This window comes from Vibrio sp. JZG120 (genome assembly GCF_053890955.1).
The window spans coordinates 285,802-310,095 of record NZ_JBSRRK010000008.1 but is presented as its reverse complement, the minus strand read 5'-3'; the positions used below and the strand labels follow the sequence as shown (position 1 = coordinate 310,095).

At 44.5% G+C, this 24,294-nt stretch carries 23 protein-coding genes; 11 read left to right on the top strand and 12 right to left on the bottom strand.

What is annotated here, in order from left to right; genetic code table 11:
• Window positions 1-19 precede the first annotated feature (19 nt).
• Both ACWPOD_RS17565 and ACWPOD_RS17560 read right to left on the bottom strand, forming a co-directional pair.
• Window positions 20-1,288, bottom strand: coding sequence for an HlyC/CorC family transporter (locus ACWPOD_RS17565; protein WP_047008981.1), 1,269 nt, complete (start codon window positions 1,286-1,288; stop codon window positions 20-22).
• A gap of 124 nt (window positions 1,289-1,412) precedes the next feature.
• Window positions 1,413-2,207 (bottom strand): cytochrome C assembly family protein, encoded by a 795-nt coding sequence (locus ACWPOD_RS17560; RefSeq protein ID WP_005396694.1) that lies wholly within the window; start codon window positions 2,205-2,207, stop codon window positions 1,413-1,415.
• A gap of 224 nt (window positions 2,208-2,431) precedes the next feature.
• On the opposite strand from ACWPOD_RS17560, the gene ffh reads away from it, so the two are divergent.
• The 5 genes from ffh to rplS all read left to right on the top strand — a co-directional run bounded on the left by ffh (window position 2,432) and on the right by rplS (window position 6,015).
• Window positions 2,432-3,814: a signal recognition particle protein gene (ffh, locus tag ACWPOD_RS17555; RefSeq protein WP_005385423.1), complete on the top strand. Its 1,383-nt coding sequence runs from the start codon at window positions 2,432-2,434 to the stop codon at window positions 3,812-3,814.
• A 209-nt stretch (window positions 3,815-4,023) separates the two neighbouring features.
• A complete protein-coding gene (gene rpsP, locus ACWPOD_RS17550; protein WP_005379962.1) occupies window positions 4,024-4,272 on the top strand; it encodes a 30S ribosomal protein S16 in 249 nt (82 codons plus the stop codon).
• Window positions 4,273-4,300: 28 nt separating this feature from the next.
• Entirely contained in the window at window positions 4,301-4,849 is a 549-nt protein-coding gene (gene rimM, locus ACWPOD_RS17545) for a ribosome maturation factor RimM (protein WP_145532523.1), read from the top strand.
• Between the two features lie 27 nt (window positions 4,850-4,876).
• Entirely contained in the window at window positions 4,877-5,620 is a 744-nt protein-coding gene (gene trmD, locus ACWPOD_RS17540; protein WP_005425529.1) for a tRNA (guanosine(37)-N1)-methyltransferase TrmD, read from the top strand.
• A 41-nt stretch (window positions 5,621-5,661) separates the two neighbouring features.
• Window positions 5,662-6,015 (top strand): 50S ribosomal protein L19, encoded by a 354-nt coding sequence (rplS, locus tag ACWPOD_RS17535; RefSeq protein ID WP_005379971.1) that lies wholly within the window; start codon window positions 5,662-5,664, stop codon window positions 6,013-6,015.
• Window positions 6,016-6,504: 489 nt separating this feature from the next.
• On the opposite strand, the gene yacG is transcribed toward rplS, so the two are convergent.
• The 8 genes from yacG to nadC form a co-directional block, all read right to left on the bottom strand.
• Window positions 6,505-6,699: a DNA gyrase inhibitor YacG gene (gene yacG, locus ACWPOD_RS17530; protein ID WP_005396692.1), complete on the bottom strand. Its 195-nt coding sequence runs from the start codon at window positions 6,697-6,699 to the stop codon at window positions 6,505-6,507.
• A 158-nt stretch (window positions 6,700-6,857) separates the two neighbouring features.
• The gene (gene zapD / locus ACWPOD_RS17525) at window positions 6,858-7,598 is read right to left on the bottom strand and encodes a cell division protein ZapD (RefSeq protein ID WP_012841416.1); all 741 of its coding nucleotides are present in this window, start codon (window positions 7,596-7,598) and stop codon (window positions 6,858-6,860) included.
• 27 nt (window positions 7,599-7,625) lie between these two features.
• Complete coding sequence (coaE, locus tag ACWPOD_RS17520) at window positions 7,626-8,240, bottom strand: dephospho-CoA kinase (protein ID WP_047008979.1); 615 nt, start codon at window positions 8,238-8,240, stop codon at window positions 7,626-7,628.
• Complete coding sequence (locus ACWPOD_RS17515) at window positions 8,241-9,110, bottom strand: prepilin peptidase (protein WP_012841418.1); 870 nt, start codon at window positions 9,108-9,110, stop codon at window positions 8,241-8,243. It lies immediately after the preceding gene.
• 64 nt (window positions 9,111-9,174) lie between these two features.
• Window positions 9,175-10,398, bottom strand: a complete 1,224-nt coding sequence (locus tag ACWPOD_RS17510) for a type II secretion system F family protein (RefSeq protein WP_017635918.1) — start codon at window positions 10,396-10,398, stop codon at window positions 9,175-9,177.
• Between the two features lie 23 nt (window positions 10,399-10,421).
• On the bottom strand, window positions 10,422-12,107 hold the full coding sequence (pilB, locus tag ACWPOD_RS17505) for a type IV-A pilus assembly ATPase PilB (RefSeq protein WP_167426248.1): 1,686 nt from the start codon (window positions 12,105-12,107) through the stop codon (window positions 10,422-10,424).
• The gene (locus tag ACWPOD_RS17500) at window positions 12,107-12,586 is read right to left on the bottom strand and encodes a pilin (protein WP_167426249.1); all 480 of its coding nucleotides are present in this window, start codon (window positions 12,584-12,586) and stop codon (window positions 12,107-12,109) included. The genes pilB and ACWPOD_RS17500 overlap by 1 nt, the downstream gene beginning before the upstream one ends.
• Before the next feature lie 264 nt (window positions 12,587-12,850).
• On the bottom strand, window positions 12,851-13,738 hold the full coding sequence (nadC, locus tag ACWPOD_RS17495; protein WP_167426250.1) for a carboxylating nicotinate-nucleotide diphosphorylase: 888 nt from the start codon (window positions 13,736-13,738) through the stop codon (window positions 12,851-12,853).
• Window positions 13,739-13,830: 92 nt separating this feature from the next.
• On the opposite strand from nadC, the gene ampD reads away from it, so the two are divergent.
• From ampD to lpdA, 5 genes are all read left to right on the top strand, one after another.
• The gene (ampD, locus tag ACWPOD_RS17490) at window positions 13,831-14,382 is read left to right on the top strand and encodes a 1,6-anhydro-N-acetylmuramyl-L-alanine amidase AmpD (protein ID WP_046875077.1); all 552 of its coding nucleotides are present in this window, start codon (window positions 13,831-13,833) and stop codon (window positions 14,380-14,382) included.
• A 405-nt stretch (window positions 14,383-14,787) separates the two neighbouring features.
• Entirely contained in the window at window positions 14,788-15,555 is a 768-nt protein-coding gene (pdhR, locus tag ACWPOD_RS17485; protein ID WP_005396680.1) for a pyruvate dehydrogenase complex transcriptional repressor PdhR, read from the top strand.
• Window positions 15,556-15,603: 48 nt separating this feature from the next.
• The gene (aceE, locus tag ACWPOD_RS17480; RefSeq protein WP_005386612.1) at window positions 15,604-18,267 is read left to right on the top strand and encodes a pyruvate dehydrogenase (acetyl-transferring), homodimeric type; all 2,664 of its coding nucleotides are present in this window, start codon (window positions 15,604-15,606) and stop codon (window positions 18,265-18,267) included.
• Window positions 18,268-18,286: 19 nt separating this feature from the next.
• Window positions 18,287-20,185, top strand: coding sequence for a pyruvate dehydrogenase complex dihydrolipoyllysine-residue acetyltransferase (gene aceF / locus ACWPOD_RS17475; protein ID WP_167426252.1), 1,899 nt, complete (start codon window positions 18,287-18,289; stop codon window positions 20,183-20,185).
• 267 nt (window positions 20,186-20,452) lie between these two features.
• The gene (gene lpdA, locus ACWPOD_RS17470) at window positions 20,453-21,880 is read left to right on the top strand and encodes a dihydrolipoyl dehydrogenase (protein WP_005379993.1); all 1,428 of its coding nucleotides are present in this window, start codon (window positions 20,453-20,455) and stop codon (window positions 21,878-21,880) included.
• 145 nt (window positions 21,881-22,025) lie between these two features.
• Here the strand turns inward: lpdA and opaR are convergent, their stop codons facing one another.
• Window positions 22,026-22,640 carry a transcriptional regulator OpaR gene (opaR, locus tag ACWPOD_RS17465; RefSeq protein ID WP_031780576.1) on the bottom strand — a complete coding sequence of 205 codons (615 nt, stop codon included), beginning with the start codon at window positions 22,638-22,640 and terminating at the stop codon, window positions 22,026-22,028.
• 318 nt (window positions 22,641-22,958) lie between these two features.
• Between opaR and hpt the strand changes: the two genes are divergently transcribed.
• Complete coding sequence (gene hpt / locus ACWPOD_RS17460; protein WP_005379995.1) at window positions 22,959-23,489, top strand: hypoxanthine phosphoribosyltransferase; 531 nt, start codon at window positions 22,959-22,961, stop codon at window positions 23,487-23,489.
• A gap of 77 nt (window positions 23,490-23,566) precedes the next feature.
• Here the strand turns inward: hpt and can are convergent, their stop codons facing one another.
• On the bottom strand, window positions 23,567-24,235 hold the full coding sequence (gene can / locus ACWPOD_RS17455) for a carbonate dehydratase (protein ID WP_005379996.1): 669 nt from the start codon (window positions 24,233-24,235) through the stop codon (window positions 23,567-23,569).
• Window positions 24,236-24,294: the final 59 nt, after the last annotated feature.

Here is a 24,294-nt window from a genome sequence, read left to right as displayed (position 1 = left end):
CGTGAGTTGTAGATAGAGGCTATTTTTTCTTTTTAGGATAAACACGAACGAGCTTGATGCGGTTTTCTTCAATCTCAACAAGCTCCATTGGATGACCAGCCACTCTCACGCTTAAATGGCTCTCTGGAATATCTTCCAGGTGCTCCAAAATAAGACCGTTTAACGTTCTTGGGCCATCCGTTGGTAAATCCCATTTCAGGCCTTTATTGATATCTCGGATATTGGTGCTGCCTTCAATGAGGAAGCTTCCGTCACCTTGAGGACTGATTTCATCAGAAAGGCTTGGAGAAATCGAGGTCGTGAATTCGCCAATGATCTCTTCCAGAATATCTTCCAATGTCACCAAGCCAATAATGTCGCCATACTCATCAACAATCAGACCAATACGCTGTTTGTTGCGTTGGAACTTTAACATTTGCACGTTCAGTGGCGTACCTTCCGGGATGTAATAGACTTCATCCGCAGCACGTAATAGCGTCTCTTTATTGAACTCGTTTTTTTCCAGCATCAGGCGGTAAGCTTCACGCAGGCGCAGCATGCCAACCACTTCATCAATTTGGTCACGATAAAAAACAATGCGTCCATGTGGTGAGTGGGTAAGCTGACGAACGATGGATTTCCAGTCATCATTAATATCGATACCGGTAATCTCATTGCGTGGCACCATGATGTCGTTCACAGTGACGTGCTCAAGATCCAAAATAGACACCAACATGTCTTGGTGTCGGCGAGGGATCAAGCCGCCAGCTTCGTTTACTACGGTACGTAGCTCATCGGAACTAAGATGGTCTTCTACCGAGTGATCGGCTTTTACGCCAAGTAAACGAATAAAGCCATTCGTAATAAAGTTAACGAGCATCACCAAAGGCGATAGTAACTTCATCAATATGGTCAGTAGTATACTGCTCGCGTAAGACACGCGTTCAGGGTACAGCGCTGCAATTGTTTTTGGGGTAACTTCAGCAAAAACCAATACAACCATAGTCAGTGCACCGGTTGCGATGGCGACACCTAAATCACCATACAAACGCATACCAATAATGGTCGCGATAGCGGACGCGAGAATATTAACGAGGTTGTTGCCGATAAGAATAAGACCAATCAAACGATCTGGACGGTCTAATAGTTTTTCGACTCGCTTAGCGCCTTTATGCCCATTTTTGGCTAAGTGCTTTAAGCGATAACGGTTCAGAGACATCATCCCTGTTTCTGAGCCGGAAAAGTAACCTGATATGACGATAAGACACGCGAGTAGCGCAAACAAGATACCCGTAGAGATGTCGTCCAAAACGTTGCTGTTCCTTGTAAGTATTGGGTTATATAACGGTTGAGTAAGTCCGTTAAGTCAAAGGGTTAAGGCGTACTGTATTTTATCTAGCCTAAAATATAAAGGATAGGAGCCCTAGAGCTCCTTAATTCAAGATGATTTCTTTCACAAAGCGACTGCCAAAATACGCCAGAGTTAACAGCGTTGCCCCTGCGACAGCGAACCAAGTAACTTTTCTACCACGCCAACCTTTTTGATAATGACCCCAAAGCAGTATTGAGTACACAATCCAAGCGATGAAAGAAAGAATGCCTTTATGCGCTTTACCTTGAGCAAACATATCCTGCACAAAGACAAAGCCAGTAATGAGCGTGCCAGTTAACAATAAGTTACCGATCAAAATGATTTTGAATAGCTGACGCTCTACCATTAATAAAGGCGGCAGGTTTGGGTTAATCGCCAAAGATTTTTTTGTTTTCAGTTTGTGATCCAACCAAGCCAGCTGAAGTGCGTAGAGTGCACCGATAGTTAAAGTTGCGTATGAGAACAGCGCAAAAGAAATGTGAATGAGTAGCTTAGGGTCATTCTCTAGGTGCTTGATAAACGTGCTTGGCAAAAATGTGGCAGCAGATAAATTGATGGCAGCAAAGCTATAAACGACAGGCAATAAAAACCACAACCGATTTTTCAACATAGCAAGGCTCATGACCAGAGAAATAATAAAACTGATCAAAGAGGCTACGTTTAGAATACTAAGGTTTTGACCTGAACCATCAAAAATCAGATCACTCAAAATCCACGCATGAAAAACAAGCGCACAGGCAGCACTAGCAAACACTGTTTTTGCTTTGATTCCTGACTGCTGTGAGAGTCCGGGTATGATGGTCGCAATCGCCAAAACATAAAGTATGGCGGCCGCGATGGCTATTAAGCTATCCATGAATCCTAAATATTATTGTGCACAATGAGGAAATTATACCTTGCATTACACTTTGGGGCTACGTTATATCCGACATCAATCGTGAGAGATGAGATATTGAAATTAATAAGTTACCTCACCATATAGAAATAGAGACAAGAATAGAGCAGCGGTACGGGTATGACTCAGACCTTGGCTAATGTATACTCACACTAATTAATCGCCATTTTAGCGAAGAGACAAAGATGTTTGAGAATTTAACGGATCGATTATCCAAAACGCTGAAAAATATCAGTGGCAAAGGTCGTCTGACCGAAGACAACATTAAAGAGACCCTACGTGAAGTACGAATGGCCTTACTTGAAGCTGACGTTGCGCTTCCGGTTGTTCGTGAATTTGTTAACCGCGTTAAAGAAAAAGCGGTAGGTGTAGAAGTTTCTAAATCTCTGACTCCAGGTCAGGAATTTATCAAGATCGTTCAAACAGAACTTGAAGCCGTAATGGGTGAGTCGAATGAGGCGCTAAACCTTGCCGCTCAACCACCTGCTGTGCTTCTTATGGCGGGTCTACAAGGTGCGGGTAAAACCACATCGGTAGGTAAGCTATCTAAGCTTTTAAAAGAACGTGACAAGAAGAAAGTCTTGGTTGTGTCTGCCGACGTTTACCGCCCTGCTGCAATCAAGCAGCTTGAAACGCTGGCATCAGACATCGGTGTTGACTTCTTCCCATCATCACCAGACCAGAAGCCTATTGATATCGCCAATGCAGCGATTGACCATGCGAAGAAAAAATTCTACGACGTATTGATTGTCGATACCGCAGGTCGCTTGGCGATTGATGAAGAGATGATGGGGGAGATCAAAGATCTTCACGCAGCTATCAACCCAGTAGAAACGCTATTTGTTGTTGACGCTATGACGGGTCAAGACGCAGCAAATACAGCAAAAGCCTTTGGCGATGCGCTACCTCTTACCGGTGTAGTTCTAACTAAAGTTGATGGTGATGCTCGTGGTGGTGCGGCACTGTCAGTACGCCATGTAACGGGCAAACCAATCAAATTCTTGGGTGTCGGTGAAAAAACTGACGCGCTAGAACCGTTCCATCCAGATCGTGTTGCTTCACGTATTCTTGGTATGGGTGACGTTCTGTCTTTAATTGAAGACCTACAACGCAACGTTGACCAAGAAAAAGCAGAAAAGCTGGCGAAGAAGTTCAAAGAGAAGAAAGGTTTCGACCTTGAAGATTTCCGTGAACAGCTAGGCCAGATGCAAAACATGGGCGGCATGATGGGCATGATGGATAAGCTTCCTGGCATGTCTCAGCTACCAGACAATGTGAAAGACAAAGTCGATGACAAGATGTTCAAACAGATGGAAGCGATCATCAGCTCCATGACAATGAAAGAACGTCAACGCCCAGAGATTATCAAAGGCTCGCGCAAGAAGCGTATTGCGGCTGGTTCTGGTGTGCAGGTTCAAGACGTAAACCGCTTACTAAAACAGTTCACCCAAATGCAGAAGATGATGAAAAAGATGCAAAAAGGTGGCATGAAAGGCATGATGCGCAACATGCAAGGCATGATGGGCGGCATGGGTGGAGGCGGTGGCTTCAACCCATTTGGTCGTTAATTAATCGATCACGCATAGATTCAGGGTGTTAGGTACGTCACAAACTTTAAATTCAATTTATGTTGGTGAAAAAGTAACTAAACTCCTTGCATTGCTCCGGGAGAAGAGTAAAATTCCGGAGCTTTATTTTGGCACGAGACCCCAAACTATTTAATTTCTTGAATGGTTTTTGGGGTTAATTTTATTTTTGAGAAAGCAAAGAGGACGACATGGTAACCATTCGTTTGGCACGTCACGGCGCTAAAAAGCGTCCATTTTATCAAATCGTAGTAGCGGACAGCCGCAACGCTGCAACTGGCCGTTTCATCGAGAAAGTTGGTTTCTTCAACCCAACTGCTAAAGGTCAAGAAGAAGGTCTACGTCTAGACCTAGACCGCGTTAACCACTGGGTTGGTCAAGGCGCGTCTGTATCTGACCGCGTTGCTAAGCTAGTTAAAGACGCTCAAAAAGCGGCTTAATTTTTACTTGAAAAGTAGAAACTAGTTTATGTCGATGAAAGGTAAAGAAACAATGAGCAACGAAAAGATTGTTGTAGGCAAGTTTGGTGCTACTTACGGCATTCGAGGTTGGCTTAAGGTTTTTTCCTACACAGACAATGCTGAAAGCATTTTCGATTACAGCCCTTGGTACATTAACCAAAAGGGTAAGTGGGTTGAGTACAAAGTAGAAAGCTGGAAGCGCCATAACAAAGGTATGGTGGCTAAGCTGGAAGGCATGGATATTCGTGAAGACGCGCATCTAATGACGAACTTTGAAATTGCTATTGACCCTGCGGTACTTCCTGAATTGTCAGAAGATGAGTTCTACTGGCGCGAATTGTTTGGGATGCAAGTGGTAACCACTAAAGGTTACGATCTAGGTGTCGTTACTGACATGCTAGAAACTGGCTCAAACGATGTTCTGGTTGTTAAAGCAAATCTTAAAGATGCTTTCGGGCAGAAGGAACGATTAATCCCGTTCCTTGAAGAGCAAGTGATCATTAATGTTGATCGCGAAGCTCAACGGATCGAAGTTGACTGGGATCCTGGATTCTAATCTCCAAAATTACAGAGCGAGATAAACATGTGGGTTGGCGTTATTAGCCTTTTTCCAGAAATGTTCCGTTCTGTTACTGATTTTGGAGTAACAGGTCAAGCGGTTAAAAAAGGTCTTTTGTCGATTGAGACTTGGAATCCTAGAGATTTCACTCACGACAAACATCGCACAGTCGATGACCGACCTTACGGTGGTGGCCCTGGTATGTTAATGATGGTTCAGCCTTTGCGCGATGCCATTCATACCGCGAAAGCAGCCTCACCGGGCAAGACGAAAGTCATCTACCTTTCTCCTCAAGGTCGTAAGCTCGACCAGAAAGGAGTGGAAGAACTGGCAACAAATGAGAACTTGCTTCTGATTTGTGGTCGTTACGAAGGGGTAGATGAGCGCATCATTCAATCTGAAGTCGACGAAGAATGGTCGATTGGTGATTTTGTGATGACGGGTGGTGAGATACCAGCCATGACGTTAATCGACTCTGTCTCTCGGTTTGTTCCGGGTGTACTAGGGGATTTCGCGTCAGCAGAAGAAGACTCTTTTGCAAATGGCTTGTTAGATTGCCCTCACTATACGCGTCCAGAAGTATTGGATGACAAAGAGGTACCAGCGGTACTGATGTCAGGCAATCACAAGGACATTCGTCAATGGCGACTAAAACAGTCGCTGGGCCGAACTTGGCTTAGAAGACCAGAGCTCCTGGAAAACCTAGCTCTGACTGACGAACAGGAACAATTACTTGCTGAGTTCATTAGTGAACATAACGCAAAGTAACCTAATTTATTTAGTATCAGTTTATTCTAGGAATTTAAAAAATGAGTAACATCATCAAAGCTCTTGAAGAAGAGCAAATGAAATCAGACCTACCTAAATTTGCACCAGGTGACACTGTTGTAGTTCAAGTTAAGGTAAAAGAAGGTGACCGTGAGCGTCTACAGGCTTTCGAAGGCGTTGTAATCGCAATCCGTAACCGTGGTCTACACTCTGCTTTCACTGTACGTAAGATCTCTAACGGTGAAGGTGTTGAGCGTACGTTCCAAACACACTCTCCAATCGTTGATAGCATCGAAGTTAAACGCCGTGGTGCAGTACGTCGTGCCAAGTTGTACTACCTACGTGAGCGTTCTGGTAAGTCTGCTCGTATCAAAGAGAAACTTGCTAAGAAGTAATGCTATAACTAGCGTTCTCATCTTAAACGGAGTCCTTTTAGGGCTCCGTTTTTTTATTTGTGTAATTAGCTTGCTCGTTTCTTTTCACCCGACCTGCACTGTCGATGCTCATGCACTGACGTACTCTCCACGCTTCCGCCTTGCTCGAATAAAAATAGCTTTGCTAGATCATCAAAATAGTCAGAGTTGAAAAGGGGTGAATGAATACCGATTGCAGACCGCAATGGTTAAAATTCATCACTCTGGACAGCGACGAAGGAGCGTAATTCAGAATCTACTAGTCGAAAATGCAATTGTTTAAGTTGTTAGCTTCATCCTTGCTGTGAGTAGATTCCTGATGTCGCTATGGCTCCTCGGAATGACGGCAAATGATGATCAAAGATTACAGGACTCCGCGGTTAAAATTCGTCACTCTGGACAGCGACGACAGAGCGTGATTTAGACTCCCCAAGAAGGAGCCTAGGATATTCCTTTACCCTAGTGCCTCAATTAATACTGGTCTTCAGACCAGCCATCACTGTCGGACATATCAGGGGCGCCTGGGATGGTGTTTTCTTCATCTGCCCATTCACCAAAATCAATCATTTGGCATTGTTTACTGCAGAAAGGGCGATGAGGACTTTGTTCTCCCCATTCTACGTCGGCGCCACATTGTGGGCATTGAACGATGGTAATTTTAGACATAGTTGAGCGTCCCATTACTAATTGGTGTTAAAGGGTAGTATACCTAAATGAGTTCAAGATGGCTTATTCAACGCGCTATTGCTGCTACGAAATTTTATCCAATATACGCACAATAAAGCGTTGAATTTTAGATTGTGGGGGTGAGGCTTAGTGTCGTCTTAGCTGCACACAGCAAGTTCAAACTCAATATCTTGTGTGCACGCTTGACCGTTTTCAAACGACATAAACTTTATCGCAAAGCGGTTTTTATGGCCAGAAATCATAGGATAAACGCCATATTCCATTGGGATGTGGAGCCTTAGAATATTGGCTTCATCAGCGTCACTTTGGAAGAAACCCGCACGACCGATTTGAGCTTTGAAATGTCCGGTCTCTCTGGTGAGTTTCAACCATAGCGAAAGCGCATCAGATAAGGGCTTTAAGCTTACTTGCCACTGCTGTGCATCATGCTTTTTACGTTCAATGGGTAGGTGAAGCCAGTAATGTAACGCTGGCAAATCAAAACAGCATGAACCACCCGGTAGATTAAAGCGTTGGCGGATAGAGCTTAAGAAGCGATCTTCTTTTAGTGCTTGACCAAAACGCTCTGCACCCATCAGTTGGCTATGAACGACATCTATCTCTTGTAGTAGGGTATTTAATGCGTCTTGATCGACGCCATCAACATTTAGCCAATGGCGGTACGACAATCGTTGTTTCTCTAAATCTTTGGCCAGTTCACTTTTTAGCTGGATCTGTTCGAAGATTTCAACCATATCGAATAACGCACGGAAAAACAGTTGGTACTGGTGATTTTCGCTAAACCCAGAGGCCAAGTGAGCCTGACGCAGCAGAGACTCTACTCTTAGATAAATACGAGTTTTCTCATTTAACGGATGTTCAAATTTGTGCGTGGTCATCGACATAAGCCTTTGTGAGTTTCGTTCCTATTTTCGCAGATTTTTCTTACACATGGCTAGGTACTTTTCGTGCAAATCTGTGATTTGAAGCAAAAGATCTGGGTCACTTGGATTATTCTTAACCACATCGTCTGCAAGCGCGAGTCTTTGCTCTCTTGATGCTTGAGAGGCAAGGATAGCGCGAGCTTGTTCTTCACTCACATTGTCTCGTTTCATCGTGCGAGATATCTGTGTATTCGGTTCTACATCGACGACAAGAACTCGATCACACAAACTGTCTAGCTTGTTTTCTACGAGCAACGGCACCACAAGTAACGCATACTCTGAGGTGACTTGCTGCAAATCTTCGATCATCTTTTCACGAATTATCGGGTGCAACAGTGCGTTGAGCCATGCTTTTTCATCTGAGTTTGAAAAGATTTTCTCTCTCAGCTTTGCGCGATCTAAAGTTTGGTCTTCACGAACTATATCGTGACCAAAATGTTCAATAATCGCGTTTAGGCCGGGAGTGCCTGGCTCGACAACTTCTCTTGCTACAATGTCTGCATCGACGATATCGATTTTAAATTGTTGTTTGAACAGATTCGCGACGGTTGTTTTACCGCTAGCGATACCACCTGTTAAACCAATAACCAAAGCCATTTACACTCCTAGAACTGAAGTAAAGTACCAGTTTAAAATCTGGTCGCCCCAAATTAAGCTTATCCAACCAGCAATTGCTAAGTAAGGACCGAAAGGAAAAGCTTTTTCAATTCCCTGTTTTTGCAAGCGTAGTTGAATGATGCCAAATACGATGCCAACCACAGAAGAAAGTAGAATGATCATCGGCAGTGACTGCCAGCCCAGCCAAGCCCCTAGTGCTGCGAGTAGTTTAAAATCACCATATCCCATTCCTTCTTTACCGGTAAGTAACTTAAAGCCCCAGTAAACGGACCAGAGACATAGGTAACCAGCAATAGCACCAATGACAGAATCTTGTAGAGTAACAGGACTTATTTCGACTAATGCTAAGGCAATGCCAGCCCAAGTTAATGGTAATGTTAATTGGTCAGGTAACAACATAGTATCGAGATCGATAAATGTTGCGGCGATTAAGATAAAAGTGAAAAAGAGTAGGGCAACAGTAAAGTAACTAAAACCAAAGTGGTAAGCGACAAAGCCTGAGCAGAACGCAGTGAGCAGTTCAATCAGTGGATAGCGTGCGCTAATGGCTGTCTGACAGTTGTGGCATTTGCCTTTTAAAAGCAGCCAGCTAATCACAGGGATGTTGTCTCGAATACGTATCGGCGTTGCGCACTTCTGACAGGAGGAGCGTGGGACGCTCAAGGTCAGCACTTCTTTAGGAGGTTCTATTTTGTATTCAGGAAATGACTCGGCACATTCGCGTCGCCATTCTAGTTCCATGATTTTAGGTAGTCGATAAATAACCACATTGAGGAAGCTACCCACGATAAGACCGAAGATGGTGGCAAACACAACGAATAGCCAAGGGTAGTACTGGAATACTTCCATATTTGTCTCTTGAGCGATGAGTGAAATCAGCAAGATGCTGTTTTAAAGGAGTTAACAGCTCATTCTAGCCCAATACACTCATTAAGTTAAAGATTGGCAAGTACATTGCTGTCACTAATCCGCCAACAACGATGCCTAAAAAAACGATAATTAGCGGCTCTAGAATTTTACTAAGGTTGTCGACGGTGTTATCGACTTCAAACTCGTAGATCGTTGCAACTTTATTGAGCATATCGTCAAGTCGACCAGACTCTTCACCGATCATGACCATTTGTAACACTAATTCAGGGAACACATTACAGTTACGCATGGCAACATACATTGGCATACCTGCGGCGGTATCACGGTAGACTTCTTCTATGGCGAGTTGATAGTGCAAGTTTCCTGATGTTTTTGATGTGGTTTTTAAACTGGTTAGAATTGGAATGCCCGCTGTAAAGCTTGTGGCGAGTGTTCGACTAAATTTGGCGATAGCGGCTTTTGATAATACAGGGCCAAGAACAGGAAATTTAAGCACAGAGCGATTGAGCATTAAGCGAAAAGAATCTGAACGCTTAGAGAGGATTCTCGCCGAGATGAATAGACTGATAGAGCCTAGTGCTATAAATGGGCTCCAGTTTTGTGTCCAGGCGGAAAGATCTAACACTTGCCTGGTAAACCACGGTAAGTCAGCACCAAAACCAACAAACATTTTTTCAAACTCGGGAATGACTTTGGTGAGCATGATAAACGACACGCCTAACGCTACTAGCACTACCATGGCTGGGTAAATCAGTGCTTTTATCACTTTCGCACGAAGCTGCTCATTTTTTTCTCGGTAGGTGGCTAAGCGCTCGAACACTTCCGCTAAGTTACCGGATTGCTCACCTGTTGCGATAAGGTCGGTATAGAGTGGGTCAAAGTGTTCACTTGCAGTGCGCATGGCTTTTGACATGGGTGTACCTGCCTCAACGGCGCGTGTCACGCTCATCAAAATGGATTTCATCTCTGCTTTTTTATGGTTTTCTGAGACCAATTTTAAAGCCTGAACTAAGGGTACACCGGTTATCAACATCGTCGAAATTTGACGGGTAAACACCGTGATGTCTCTGCCTTTTACGCGATGGCTGAGTTTAGTGAGAAACGAGATACTGCTTTTCTTTAACTTCTTGATCTTGATGTGCTGTGCGTCTAGACGCTCGCGTACTTCAATTTCTGTCATCGCGAGGGTTTGTCCAGACGTCTTTTTGCCTGAACTGTTGATGCCTTTCCAGCGGAAGTTTTTAAGTTGTGGTGTAGTGCTTTTCATAGAGGAGACTGCTGATTAAAGGATTAAAAATAAAGTACGCGCTGTAGTTCACTAAAACTTGTGATCCCTTGTTTGAGTTTTTCTATGCCCGACATTTGTAACGTGCTCATACCATTTGCGATGGCGAGTTTTTCTAGTTCATGTACCGAGGCGCCTTTAATAAGCGCTTCCGAAAGAAATTCATCAAAGCGCATCACTTCATAAATCCCCGTTCGGCCGGAATAACCATGGGTACACTCATTGCATCCATCGGGATCGGCTTTAAAAATGTTGTCGCTTGCTTGAATTCCGAGATGTTGTAGCTGAACGGTAAGCTCTTGTGATTGTTTGCAGTGCGAGCACAGTTTACGGGCCAAGCGCTGGGCAATAATCAAACTAAGAGAGGAGGCCAAGTTAAAGCTTTCTACGCCCATGTTTGATAAACGAATCACCGTTTCAGCCGCAGAATTGGTATGTAAGGTTGAAAGTACTAAGTGACCGGTTTGCGATGCTTTTATGGCGATTTCCGCAGTGTCTAAGTCACGAATCTCACCGACCATTACCACATCGGGGTCTTGACGAAGAAAAGAGCGCAATGCCTCTGCGAAGCCAAAGCCGATCTTGGGTTGTACTTGTACTTGGTTAATGCCCGATAAGTTAATTTCTACCGGATCTTCTGCTGTGGAAATGTTGATTTCTGGCTTATTGAGAATACTCAGCCCAGTGTACAGAGAAACGGTTTTTCCGCTCCCGGTAGGGCCTGTCATCAGAATCATGCCTTGTGGGCGACGCAGCGCATCCAAGTACAATTGTTTTTGTTGTTCGCTATAACCAAGCTTGTCGATATCCAGTGACGCAGAGCTGCTGTCGAGCAGTCGTAATACAATTTTCTCTCCGAATAGAGTCGGTAGCGTGGATACACGCATATCAATCGCGGTGTCTTGATTCAACTTGAGCTTAATACGCCCATCTTGTGGTAAACGTCGCTCTGCAATATCAAGCTTAGAGAGGATTTTGATACGAGCGGATAAGCGGCGACTTAAGTGGCTTGGTGGCTGCTGTGTTTCAATTAAGATGCCATCACAGCGTAGGCGAACGCGGTACATCTTTTCATAAGGTTCAAAGTGGATATCGGATGCGCCTTTGCGCACAGCGTCCAACAGAATTTGGTTTATGTAACGGCTAACAGGAGACTCATCTTGGCTCAAGTCTTCAATGTTGTCGATTTCATCTGCGCCCACGTCAACCAGATTGGCTAACTCTTCTTGGTTGATCTCTTTTAATCCAGACTTCTCATGACTCAATGAACGACCATACAAGCGTCGAATTGCCGCGCTGAGTTGACGAAAATCCGCCAAGACTAGTTCAACCTGTAACCCTGTCGCAAAACGAAAGTCATCTTCTGTTTGTTGGTTCGTCGGGTCGGCAACGGCTAATAACAAAGTTGAAGGCGTACGCTGGAGTGGGAGTGCGTTATGTCGAGTGATTAATTCACGTAGACCGAGTTGTTGACAAAGCGAAGCGTACTCATACTGAGATAACTCGGGCTGACTCAAACTAAAGAGAGAACTTAAGTGCTCAGCGAGTTCGCTTGATGTCAATAATCCAGAACTGAGTAAAGCCTCTGGCATCGAAATGCCAGAAGCTTTGACTTGCTCTATTAACGATTCTTCTTGGGAAAAGGTCAGTAACCCTTTTTGGCGAAGAACTGTTGAGAGGTTGGTTAGCATTATGGGCAGTAATCTGTTTGTTCGTTTTGCATAGCGGCATCGGTATAACACTTGCCTGACCATGTAATACCATTTTGGGAGTAGGTTCCAGTTAATACATAAGTTTCATTTTGTTTAATTGGCCCTTTGGCATCAGTAGCTTTAACTCGGATATCTACCGCTCCTGATGCGCTACCTTCAGCCGTCGTAATTTCCATAAGGTTTAGTTCAAATGTGCCAGGAACTCCATTGTTTCCATCAGTACCACCTACACAGGAATCTTTAAATGAGTCAGAATCTGCTGCATTTTCATGGCCACATAATTCAACTGCTACCTTTACGGAAGATGCAGCTTTGGGGAACTCTCCGAGAGTCGCACGTTTTGTATAGTCTTGGTAAGCAGGGATTGCATATGCTGCTAAAACACCGATAATCGCTACCACAATCATTAATTCAATCAGCGTAAAACCTTGCTGCTTCTTCTGTTTATTCGTTTTCATCTTCTTTCCTTAAGATTAATTTAGTTAATGCTTATGCATGGGGCAGAAGAGTAAAAAGAGTAGAAACAAGTGGAAACTGGAAACGAAGGGGCTCTCGAGTGAGATAAAAATCTTTGCACTGTAGTTGCATATTGCATGCAAGGTTTTGCGAGTGGTGTTATTTTTTAAGCGGATAAAAATAAAGAGCCTTGCGGCTCTTTATTGCGGTTTGAAAAGCGTAACTCTATGAGATTAAGAGAGTTAGTATCGCTTGGTTCTCTGGAATTACTTGAAGCGCATCGAAAGATCCATCGCTTTTAGGTGCTTAGTCAAAGCACCCACCGAGATGTAATCGACACCGGTTTCTGCGTATTCTGCGATGGTCTCTAGCGTAATGTTGCCGGAGTTCTCTAAAGCGGCACGACCTGCGTTAATCGCTACGGCTTCACGCATCATTTCTTTTGTGAAGTTATCGAGCATGATGATGTCGGCACCAGCCTCTATCGCTTGTTTCAACTCTTCTAAGCTTTCCGTTTCTACTTCTACCGGTTTGCCTGGGTTAAGCTCTTTCGCTTTTTGGATGGCTTGAGTGATGCCACCACAAGCAATAATGTGGTTTTCTTTAATGAGGTAAGCGTCGAACACGCCGATGCGATGGTTAAAGCCACCACCACACGTCACGGCGTATTTTAGGGCGCTACGCAGACCAGGAATGGTTTTGCGTGTGTCTAGTAGACGACACTCAGTATGCGCGATTTTTTCAGCGTACTCTGCGGTAACTGTTGCGCAGCCAGACAGCGTTTGGATGAAGTTCATTGCGTTACGCTCACCAGTCAACAAGTCACGAGCAGGGCCTGTCAGAGTACAAAGGTTTTGGTTTGGTTCGACTTTATCGCCGTCCTTTACGTGCCATTCAATACTGACCTTGCCACCGAGCTGTTTAAAAACTTCATCAGCCCATGCTTGACCACAGAACACACCATGCTCACGAGTAATAATCGTTGCGGTATTAACCGCATCGGCAGGGATCAAAGATGCAGTAATGTCGTTATCTGCGTCGACACTGCCACCTAGATCTTCTTTTAAGGTATCAGCGACAGAGCGAGTGATCTCTAAAGGGAGTTGTTGTTTAAGGTATTCTAGGCGTTCTTGAATGTTGTGTGTGTTCTTCATCGCAAATCTTGTCTTGAAAGGGAGATGGCAACGAATGATACTCTCCGGTGTCAATAATTTCAGCAGTTAATTTGCAAAGTAGAGAGGTTGATATGCGCCCAATTATCGAGAATGGCTGGCTGACACAGGCAAAGCATGTTCCGTCACCATTTTTTGATGCCCGCTCTGATATAAACGACATCTCTCTGCTGGTGGTACACAACATCAGTTTGCCTCCTGGGCAGTTTGGTGGACCATATATAGAGGACTTCTTCACTGGCAAGCTAGACCCAAACGCACATCCATTTTTTGAAGTTATTCACAAAATGGGCGTTTCTGCACATTGCTTGATTAAGAGAAACGGCGAGGTTGTTCAATTTGTTTCTTTTCTCGATAGAGCATGGCATGCCGGTCAATCCAGTTTCGCGGGCAGGGAGCGTTGTAATGACTATTCCATTGGTATCGAGCTTGAAGGGACAGAATTTACTGCCTACACAGAAGCGCAATATCAATCACTTGCAGAGATCACTGAGGTGATTATGCAGTCTTATCCCCACATCACCTTGCCACGAATTACCGGTCATCAATATATTGCGCCCTTGAGAAAAAGCGATCCTGGTCTAAGCTTTGATTGGGTGAAATATAGACAGCTTATACAGCGTTGATTTGTAGCGAAAGTGTAAATTCAAAAAAGCGAAATAAATAAGGCATACGATCAGGTATGCCTTTTTTTGATACCAGAAATATTAATGATTGTTAAAAGTTAACTACATTTTTACGCTCGTATACGCCATTTTGGTGAAGAAATAGACTGATAATTTTGTCATTTTCTGTATTTCTTTTCCAAAATTGCTAGCACGTCGACTTCCCATTTGTATGCTTTATGTAATTGGTCATACCAATTCTATTGCTGTTTTAACAGTCGATTGTTATCAGAGTGTTGGAAGTAAGCTCGTTCTATGATTTAGGTCAATTTTCGGCTGGACAGTGGCGTTTTAATTATGTTAATTTCTGCACCAACTTAAAATTGGTATTACCAATTACCTGCAAGAGTAGAAGAACAATAAATTATGGCTTATCAAAGGATTCGTCAGCCAAAACTCTCTGATGTTATAGAACAAGAGTTAGAAAGGTTGATAGTGGAAGGAACATTGTCTCCGGGGCAACAACTGCCTCCAGAGCGTGAACTGGCAAGACAGTTCGATGTGTCTCGTCCTTCAGTCCGAGAAGCCATTCAACGCTTAGAAGCGAAGCGTTTGTTAACTCGTCGCCAAGGTGGCGGAACATTCGTAAGTGAGAATATCTGGAAGAGCTTTTCAGATCCCTTGTTGAATTTGTTGTCTAGCCATTCTGAAACCCAGCTTGATGTGCTTGAGTCTCGTCATGCAATGGAAGGAATTTCAGCTTACTTTGCAGCTTTACGTGGTACCGAAGAAGATTTTGCGCGTATTCAAGGTTGCCTTGAACGCATTAGCCAAGAGCAAGCAAACAACGATATCGAAGCTGAATCTGCGGAAGTGATGCAATTTTTGATCGCTTTGACAGAAGCCGCGCACAACGTGGTTTTGTTGCACATTGTTCGAAGCTTAGCACCTTTGCTTGAGCAAAATATTCTACAAAATTTTAAATTACTACGTCGCCGCCCAGAAGCGGTCGAGAAAGTCAGTAAACACCGAGCCAATATCGTGGATGCGATTGTTTCTGGTCAGCCTGAAAAGGCGCGAGAAATGTCCCACTCGCACTTGGCTTACATCGAAGAAACATTGTTGGATTTGACTCGAGAAGAGTCTCGACGAGAGCGTTCTCTACGTCGAATTCAGCAGGGTAATGACTCGTAAGAGCGTTACTTAAATAAGTAGATCCAACCAACAGAAGGATAGATCGCCATGTCTGATATGAAGCATGACGTAGATGCACTGGAAACTCAAGAATGGCTACAAGCGCTTGAGTCAGTTGTACGTGAAGAAGGTCTAGAGCGTGCTCAATTCCTATTAGAGCAAGTTCTAGATAAAGCACGTCTAGACGGTGTTGATATGCCAACAGGTATCACAACTAACTACATCAACACGATTCCTGCAGACCAAGAACCAGCATACCCAGGTGACACAACACTTGAGCGTCGTATTCGCTCAATTATTCGTTGGAACGCTATCATGATCGTTCTACGTGCATCTAAGAAAGACCTAGAGCTAGGCGGCCACATGGCGTCTTTCCAGTCTTCTGCTGCGTTCTACGAGACATGTTTCAACCACTTCTTCCGTGCGCCAAACGAGAAGGACGGTGGCGACCTAGTTTACTACCAAGGTCACATTTCACCAGGTATCTACTCACGTGCATTCGTTGAAGGTCGTCTAACTGAAGAGCAGCTAGACAACTTCCGTCAAGAAGTAGACGGCAAAGGTATTCCTTCATACCCGCACCCTAAACTGATGCCTGAATTCTGGCAATTCCCGACAGTATCGATGGGCCTAGGTCCAATCGCTTCTATCTACCAAGCTCGTTTCCTTAAGTACCTAGAAGGCCGTGGTCTTAAAGATACTTCAGAGCAGCGTGTTTACGCGTTCCTAGGTGACGGTGAGATGGATGAGCCAGAATCACGTGGTGCTATCTCTTTCGCTGCGCGTGAGAAACTAGACAACCTATGTTTCCTAATCAACTGTAACCTACAGCGTCTAGATGGCCCTGTAATGGGTAACGGTAAGATCATTCAAGAACTTGAAGGTCTGTTCAAAGGTGCTGGTTGGAACGTAGTGAAGGTAATCTGGGGTAACAACTGGGATTCACTACTAGCTAAAGATACGACTGGTAAGCTTCTACAGCTTATGAACGAAACGATCGATGGCGACTACCAAACATTCAAATCAAAAGACGGCGCGTACGTACGTGAGCACTTCTTTGGTAAGTACCCAGAGACAGCTGCACTTGTTGCTGACATGACTGATGACGAAATCTTCGCACTTAAGCGTGGTGGTCACGAGTCTTCTAAGCTATACGCGGCATACAAAAACGCGGCAGAAACTAAAGGTCGTCCAACAGTAATCCTAGCTAAGACTGTTAAAGGTTACGGCATGGGTGAAGCGGCTGAAGGTAAGAACATCGCGCACCAAGTTAAGAAGATGGACATGACTCACGTACTACACCTACGTGATCGTCTAGGTCTTCAAGACATCCTAACTGACGAAGCTGTGAAAGAACTTCCGTACCTGAAACTTGAAGAAGGTTCAAAAGAGTACGAATACCTACACGCTCGTCGTAAAGCGCTACACGGCTACACACCACAGCGTCTACCAAAATTCACTCAAGAATTCATCGTTCCTGAGCTAGAAGAATTCAAGCCACTACTAGAAGAACAGAAGCGTGATATCTCTTCTACTATGGCATTCGTACGTGCACTGAACGTTCTACTTAAGAACAAGAACATTGGTAAGAACATCGTTCCTATCATTGCTGACGAAGCGCGTACATTCGGTATGGAAGGTCTGTTCCGTCAAATCGGTATCTACAACCCGCACGGCCAAACTTACACACCAGAAGATCGTGGCGTTGTTTCTTACTACAAAGAAGCGACTTCAGGTCAGGTTCTACAAGAAGGTATCAACGAGCTAGGTGCTATGTCTTCATGGGTTGCTGCTGCGACTTCATACTCGACAAACGACCTACCAATGATCCCGTTCTACATCTACTACTCAATGTTCGGCTTCCAACGTGTTGGCGACATGGCGTGGATGGCTGGTGACCAACAAGCACGTGGTTTCCTACTAGGTGCAACTGCGGGTCGTACAACGTTGAACGGTGAAGGTCTACAGCACGAAGACGGCCACTCGCACATTTTGGCGGGTACGGTTCCTAACTGTATTTCTTACGACCCAACATTCGCGTACGAAGTAGCAGTAATCATGCAAGACGGTATCCGTCGCATGTACGGCCCAGAACAAGAAAACGTGTTCTACTACCTAACGCTAATGAACGAAAACTACGCAATGCCAGCAATGCCAGAAGGCGCTGAAGAAGGCATCCGTAAAGGTATCTACAAGCTAGAAACTTACACGGGCGACAAAGCGAAAGTTCAGCTAATGAGCTCTGGTACTATCATGAATGAAGTACGTAAAGCAGCTCAAATCCTAAGCGAAGATTACGGTGTTGCTTCTGATGTTTACTCGGTAACGTCATTCAACGAACTAACTCGCGATGGCCAAGATGCAGAGCGTTTCAACATGCTTCACCCAGAAGCGGAAGCGAAAGTACCTTACATCCAAACAGTAATGGGTACTGAGCCTGCTATCGCAGCAACTGACTACATGAAGAACTACGCAGAGCAGGTTCGTGCATACATTCCTGCTGAGTCTTTCAAAGTGCTTGGTACTGATGGCTTCGGTCGTTCAGACAGCCGTGAAAACCTACGTCGTCACTTCGAAGTGAACGCAGGTTACGTAGTAGTAGCAGCGCTAACTGAACTAGCGAAACGTGGCGAAGTTGAGAAATCTGTAGTTGCAGAAGCAATTAAGAAATTCGACATCGACACAGAGAAAACAAACCCGCTATACGCTTAATTAAGAAGGTAGATAAGAAATGGCAATCGAAATTAATGTACCAGACATCGGTGCGGATGAGGTTGAAGTTACTGAGATTCTTGTAAGCGTTGGCGACAAGGTTGAAGAAGAGCAGTCTCTGATCACAGTTGAAGGCGATAAAGCTTCTATGGAAGTTCCTGCTTCTCAAGCGGGTATCGTTAAAGAAATCAAAGTTGCAGAAGGCGACAAGGTTTCTACTGGTTCTCTAATCATGATTTTCGAAGCCGAGGGTGCAGCTGACGCTGCACCTGCTCCTGCGGCAGAAGCAGCTCCAGCAGCAGCTCCAGCTCCAGCAGCAGCGGCAGAACTAAAAGAAGTTCACGTACCAGACATCGGTGGTGATGAAGTAGAAGTTACTGAAATCATGGTTGCCGTTGGCGACAGCATCGAAGAAGAGCAATCTCTTCTAACTGTTGAAGGCGACAAAGCTTCTATGGAAGTTCCAGCGCCATTCGCAGGTACTCTAAAAGAGATCAAAGTTGCAGCAGGCGATAAAGTATCGACTGGCTCACTTATCATGGTGTTCGAAACAGCAGGTTCAGGCGCTCCAGCAGCACCAGCACCAGCGGCAACTGAAGCTCCTGCGGCAGCAGCTCCAGCAGCGTCTGCGGCAAAAGAAGTGAACGTTCCAGATATCGGCGGCGACGAAGTTGAAGTTACTGAGATCATGGTTGCCGTTGGCGACACAGTGGAAGAAGAGCAATCTCTAATCACTGTTGAAGGTGACAAAGCTTCTATGGAAGTTCCTGCACCATTTGCTGGTACAGTGAAAGAAATCAAGATTGCAGCTGGCGACAAAGTGTCTACTGGCTCACTAATCATGGTATTCGAAGTGGCGGGCGCAGCTCCAGCTCCTGCAGCGGCTCCAGCTCAAGCAGCAGCACCTGCAGCTCCAGCTCCTAAAGCAGAAGCTCCAGCGGCAGCAGCTCCAGCAGCGACTGGCGATTTCAAAGAAAACGATGAGTACGCTCACGCGTCTCCAGTTGTTCGTCGTCTAGCGCGTGAATTTGGCGTTAATCTTTCTAAGGTTAAAGGTTCTGGTCGTAAGAGCCGTATCCTAAAAGAAGACGTTCAAGCTTACGTGAAAGATGCACTTAAGCGTCTTGAGTCTGGCGCAGGTGCAGCAGCATCAGGCAAAGGCGACGGCGCGGCTCTTGGTCTGCTACCATGGCCAAAAGTGGACTTCAGCAAGTTTGGTGAGACAGAAGTTCAACCGCTATCTCGTATTAAGAAGATCTCTGGTGCAAACCTACACCGTAACTGGGTAATGATCCCGCACGTTACACAGTGGGATAACGCAGACATCACGGCTCTTGAAGCATTCCGTAAAGAGCAAAACGCGATTGAAGCGAAGAAAGACACTGGCATGAAGATCACGCCACTTGTGTTCATCATGAAAGCGGTAGCTAAAGCGCTTGAAGCGTTCCCAGCGTTCAACTCTTCTCTATCAGAAGACGGTGAGAGCCTAATTCTGAAGAAATACGTGAATGTTGGTATCGCGGTAGATACACCAAACGGTCTAGTTGTTCCTGTATTTAAAGACGTGAACAAGAAAGGCATCTACGAGCTATCTGAAGAGCTAATGGCTGTTTCTAAGAAAGCACGTGCAGGCAAGCTAACTGCTGCTGACATGCAAGGTGGCTGTTTCACTATCTCTAGCCTAGGCGGTATCGGCGGTACGGCGTTTACTCCAATCGTAAACGCGCCAGAAGTTGGTATCCTAGGTGTGTCTAAGTCAGAAATGAAACCGGTATGGAACGGTAAAGAGTTCGAACCGCGTCTACAACTTCCATTATCTCTATCATACGACCACCGTGTGATCGATGGTGCTGAAGGTGCGCGCTTCATCACTTACCTAAACTCATGTCTATCTGACATTCGTCGTCTAGTTCTGTAATAGAAATTAGATGAATGAGAGGCGGCAACTTAGCCGCCTCTGCTAATCATAATTACCGACAATTTGGTTATCAGCCTTGCTTCGTTCAGGGTTTTCACAATCGAATTGTTGTCTAGCTCACAGGCTAAATTGATTTACTTTTCACACCATTAACATCTCTGTAAACTGTTAGCGGTCTGAAAATAACTGTTTAAAACAAATCTCTCTTAAACATAAAAAATCGATACCCACTCAGCCTGTTAGGGATAATGACTACAAGAGGTCAAAATGAGCAAAGAAATTAAAGCCCAAGTTGTTGTACTTGGTTCTGGTCCTGCTGGTTACTCCGCTGCATTCCGTTGTGCGGATTTAGGTCTTGAAACTGTACTAGTTGAACGTTACAGCACGCTTGGCGGTGTATGTCTGAACGTGGGTTGTATCCCATCTAAAGCACTGCTTCACGTTTCTAAAGTAATTGAAGAAGCGAAAGCGATGGCTGACCACGGCGTTGTGTTCGGTGAGCCTCAAACAGACATCAGCAAAATCCGCATCTGGAAAGAAAAAGTTGTTAACCAACTAACTGGCGGCCTAAGCGGCATGGCTAAGATGCGTAACGTAACAGTAGTTAACGGTTACGGTAAGTTCACTGGCCCTAACTCTATCCTTGTAGAAGGCGAAGGTGAGCCAACAGTTGTTAACTTTGACAACGCAATCGTTGCGGCTGGTTCTCGTCCAATCAAACTGCCATTTATCCCGCATGAAGACCCACGTATTTGGGACTCTACTGACGCTCTTGAATTAAAAGAAGTGCCAGAAAAACTACTTATCATGGGTGGTGGTATCATCGGTCTAGAAATGGGTACGGTTTACCACTCTCTAGGTTCTAAAGTTGAAGTTGTTGAAATGTTTGACCAGGTAATTCCTGCAGCAGACAAAGATATCGTGAAAGTATTTACTAAGCGTATCAAAGACAAGTTCAAGCTAATGCTAGAAACGAAAGTAACAGCAGTTGAAGCAAAAGAAGACGGTATCTACGTTTCAATGGAAGGCAAGAAAGCGCCAGCTGAAGCTGAGCGTTACGATGCGGTTCTAGTTGCTATCGGTCGTGTACCAAATGGTAAGCTAATCGACGGTGAAAAAGCGGGTCTAGAAATTGACGAGCGTGGCTTCATCAACGTTGATAAGCAAATGCGTACTAACGTTCCTCACATCTTCGCGATCGGTGATATCGTTGGTCAACCAATGCTTGCTCACAAAGGTGTGCATGAAGGTCACGTAGCTGCTGAAGTTATCTCTGGTAAGAAGCACTACTTCGACCCTAAAGTTATTCCTTCAATCGCGTACACTGAGCCAGAAGTGGCTTGGGTTGGTAAGACTGAGAAAGAAGCGAAAGAAGAAGGCATCAAGTACGAAGTGGCAACATTCCCTTGGGCAGCATCAGGTCGTGCAATCGCATCTGACTGTGCAGACGGTATGACTAAGCTAATCTTCGACAAAGAAACTCATCGCGTAATCGGTGGTGCTATCGTTGGTACTAACGGTGGTGAACTACTTGGTGAAATCGGCCTTGCAATTGAGATGGGCTGTGATGCAGAAGATATCGCTCTGACTATCCACGCTCACCCAACTCTACACGAGTCTGTAGGTCTAGCTGCTGAAGTATTTGAAGGTTCAATCACTGACCTGCCAAACAAAAAAGCAGTTAAGAAGAAGTAAGCTTTTTCTGACTTAATGATAGAAACCGCTGCATTGCAGCGGTTTTTTTATGTTTGTTAGGTAGGAATATAAACGTGTGCTCGGCTGACAGCAGACAATAAAAAGCCCACCAAACGGTGGGCTGACATATATTGCGAGTTAAGCTTTAGTGTTCACGGTTGTAAATGCAAAGCATGTCTAAGTATGAACTAACAAGGTGCTTAAGTTCCGCTTCACTTTTTGCACGGTTCGCTTGGACAAACAGTGAGTAACAAATACCGTGGAACAAGTTTGCCAAGTGTTCTGAATCGTGCTGGTCACACACTTCGCCACGTTCAATCGCTTTAATGAACATGTTTTGTACCAGCAACTGGTTAGTACGGTTAGTTGAAACAAACAATGGCCATACTTCGTCACGTGTTGAAGCACTCCACTCGAACCAAACTTTTAGCCAGTGACAGTCTTGACTGACAAGCTCGATCATTGCATTAGTAATATTGGCGATGTTTTCACGTGCGTGTAAGTCTAAGTCAATGTTATCCGATAGGAAGTTCGAGAACTGACGTACGACGTGGTTGAGTACTTCATCCACTAAGTCTTCACGAGTCGGGAAGTAGTTAAAAACGGTCGCCACAGAAACTTGAGCAATTTCTGCGATATCTGCGTGACCACCACGACCGATGCCGCGGCGCGCAAACACTTCCAATGCGATTTCCATTAACTGTTGCTTACGCTTAATCGGGGAAAGCCTAGTTCTAGGTCTCTTTGCAATTGAGTCCATATCCATTTTCCTTGCCATTTGAGTTGATATTGGGGGTAACCCCCTAATTGATTATTTTAATAGTTGCTTAAAGCAATGATGAGTGTAATGGTGCATATCAACAAGGTCAACATCTGTAGAACAATTTATATACAGTAATGTCATTATTATTGATAAAATTAGCTATGAACTTTATAAAACTAAGACCTTCTTCCAAGATTTTTTGGCAACAGGATGTGACTTTCAACCCAATGAACGTGGTGATACACTACACGCCGTAAGATTAGGTGATCGTTTGCGTGCGACTTACCTCAACCCACAAATTAGATTGAGCACAGTATGAAACATACAATAGAAGTCATGATTTCTGAGCAAGAAGTTCAGGAACGAGTTCGTGAATTAGGCAAACAAATTACAGAGCGTTATCAAGGTAGTGAAGATCTTGTGTTGGTAGGCTTATTGCGTGGCTCATTTGTATTTATGGCAGACTTGGCACGTGCTATCGAACTGACTCACCAAGTTGATTTTATGACTGCGTCAAGCTACGGCAACACAATGGAAAGTTCACGTGACGTTCGTATCTTGAAAGATTTGGATGATGACATCAAAGGCAAAGACATTTTGCTTGTTGAAGACATCATTGATACAGGTAACACACTAAATAAAATCCGTGAGATCTTATCGCTGCGTGAGCCGAAGTCTATCGCGATTTGTACGCTCCTAGATAAGCCATCTCGTCGCGAAGTGAATGTTCCTGTGGATTGGATTGGTTTCGAAATCCCAGATGAGTTTGTCGTTGGTGTGGGTATTGATTACGCGCAGAAATACCGCCACTTACCATACATCGGTAAAGTTGTACCTCAAGAATAATCATTGAGAGCAGCATTAAAAATATAAAAAAACGCCCATCTCAGATGGGCGTTTTTTGTTCAACTCTTAGATGTAGCTTAGCGACAAAGCAGCTTATTGTCTGTATTTAGAATCGTCGAAAGGGCTTTCTGATAAGACGCTTCTACGGTTTCCTTAGAGTTAGAACGAATGCCTAAGTACTCTAAACGACCATCTTCAATTCCGTATACCACGCCATGAATTTCAACATCTTGCCCACGCTCCCAAGCGTTTTGCAGGATGGTTGAGTTACCCAAGTTGTACACTTGCTCTGCGACATTAAGCTCGCCTAGTTTATCTGCTCGATCTTGCTGCGGCATTTGATCTAGGTAAGTGCGGTGTTTGAAATAGATATCTCTGATATGTAACAGCCAATTATTAATAAGACCTAGCTTAGGGTTATCAATGGCAGCGTTTACGCCACCACAGCCATAGTGTCCACAGACAATGATGTGCTTAACCTTAAGAACGTCTACGGCGTATTGAACGACGGACAGACAGTTGAGATCAGTATGGATGACTTGGTTTGCAACATTCCGATGAACGAATAGTTCACCCGAGTATAGTCCGGTTAGTCGCTCGGCAGGGACACGGCTATCAGAACAGCCAATCCAAAGAAAATCGGGCTTTTGACCCTCTGCGAGTTTTGCGAAGTATTCAGGTCGATCAGATTTGATCTCTTGAGACCATTTTGAATTGTTTTCAAATAACTGTTTAATTTCCGGCATCTTGCAAACTACTTCCCTTAAAAGACAAAAGCGCTGCCGCTTATATGAACATGCAAGCG